The sequence below is a fragment of the Marinobacter bryozoorum genome (genome assembly GCF_023156245.1).
GTDB classification, from domain to species: Bacteria; Pseudomonadota; Gammaproteobacteria; order Pseudomonadales; family Oleiphilaceae; genus Marinobacter; species Marinobacter bryozoorum.
Window position 1 is genome coordinate 1 of record NZ_JAKZAH010000095.1, and the last position, 1,574, is coordinate 1,574.

General features: G+C 57.3%; 1 pseudogene. It reads right to left on the reverse strand.

The annotated features are described in order from the left end of the window. Nucleotides 1-77 precede the first annotated feature (77 nt). Nucleotides 78-1,460, reverse strand: a pseudogene (gene tnpC, locus MLC59_RS19655) (IS66 family transposase); the annotation flags it as partial. Nucleotides 1,461-1,574: the final 114 nt, after the last annotated feature.

Sequence of the window (1,574 nt, forward strand, 5' to 3'; positions counted from 1 at the left end):
CTTGGGGCTGCGGCAAAGCAGCCATTTTGAAAATGGCTCGCCCAGAAACTTTACATAACTGAAGACCTCGGATAATTGCGGCCTAACGCGAATGGCCGGATGGCATTCTCGGCACCCGCATTGCTGATCTTCAGATCGCCACGTTCGCAGTAGCCAATCAGGGTGTCCCACTGGTTCAGGGTGTAGTCCATGGCCTTGCGGGTGAGCGAGCCTTTCAGCACCTGGCTGGCGTTTTTCTCCAGCCAGGCTTTGAAGGCGTTCAGCAGCGGCAGGCTTTTTTCCTGGCGCACCCGGTAACGCTCGGCGTCACTCAGTTCGTTCGCGGCTTTTTCTAGGGCGTACAGTTTGCGGATGTGACTGAGGGCCACATCGGCTTTTGAGAGTTGGCCTTTTTTGCCCTTGGCCGGCGCGGCCCGGGAGGCTTCCACGAACTTGCGGCGGGCATGGTCCCAGCAACCGATACGGGTCAGGCCGTTTTCACGGCAGACTTGCCCATAGCCGGAGTAACCATCGGCTTGCAGGATGCCCTGGAAGTTATCGAGCAGGCGCACTGGTACCTGGCCGCCACGGGATGGGTCATAATCGAACAGTACTGAGGGTTTTCCGGGTGGCCCGCCTCGGGTCACCCACATCCACTTGTCCGATTGGGCTTTTTTGCCGTCCTCCTTGAGGACCTGGATACGGGTTTCATCGGCCTGGAGGTAGTCACTGCCGTTCTGGGTTTCCCGCATCAGGTTCATCACCGGTTTGAACACGTCGTTCAGACGGATAATCCAGTGGGCCATGCTGGTGCGGCTCAGGTCATGCCCCAGGCGCTTGAACATCTGCTCCTGCCGGTACAATGGCAGGCCATCGGCGTACTTGGAGGTGATCAGGTAAGCCAGCAGTGACGGTGTGGCAATGCACTTGCCCAGTGGGTGCCTGGACCGGGCGGCCGCAATGACATGCTCTTCGCCGTCCTGTTCGAACACCGCCTTTTCCTGCCAGTATTCCAGGACTTTCAACTGGGCGGGAATGTACTCCAGCTCTTCCTTCACTTTGGTGAAGAAGGTCTTGCTGGCGCCGGCTTTTTCTTCGTCGCTGAGGGTCAGTTCAATACGCTCACGCAAGAGCGTGTCGGAGAAGCCGCGTTGGCGGCGCTTGCGGGAGCGAGGCGGCGCATCAGCCTCTTCAACATCCTCGGGGAGTTCGTCGCGCAGTGCGTCAATTTCGACCTCCAGCTCGGCTTCGTCGAACAAGAGGATCTGGTCGGGCTGTTTCTCACTGCTTGCGGCGAACTGCTGGATCTTCTTGTGGCGCAGGAGTTCTTCGAGAATGGCAATGTAGTTGTCGCGACGCTGGAGGATCTCATCATGCTGCTTCAACTGGCTCTGCAGATCGCTGATAACGGCCGCCATTTCAACGGGCGAGAGACCGCTGAGATCGGGTGTTTCGGGCGTGTTATCAGACGTTGTCTTCATGACGAAATTATAGCAAAAACAACGTCCTGACACCCTAAAAAAATACTAGCCAACGGTCTCATAATGCAGGGTTTTATGGCCCTTAAGCAGGGTGATGTCGTAGCCGTCCAGCAA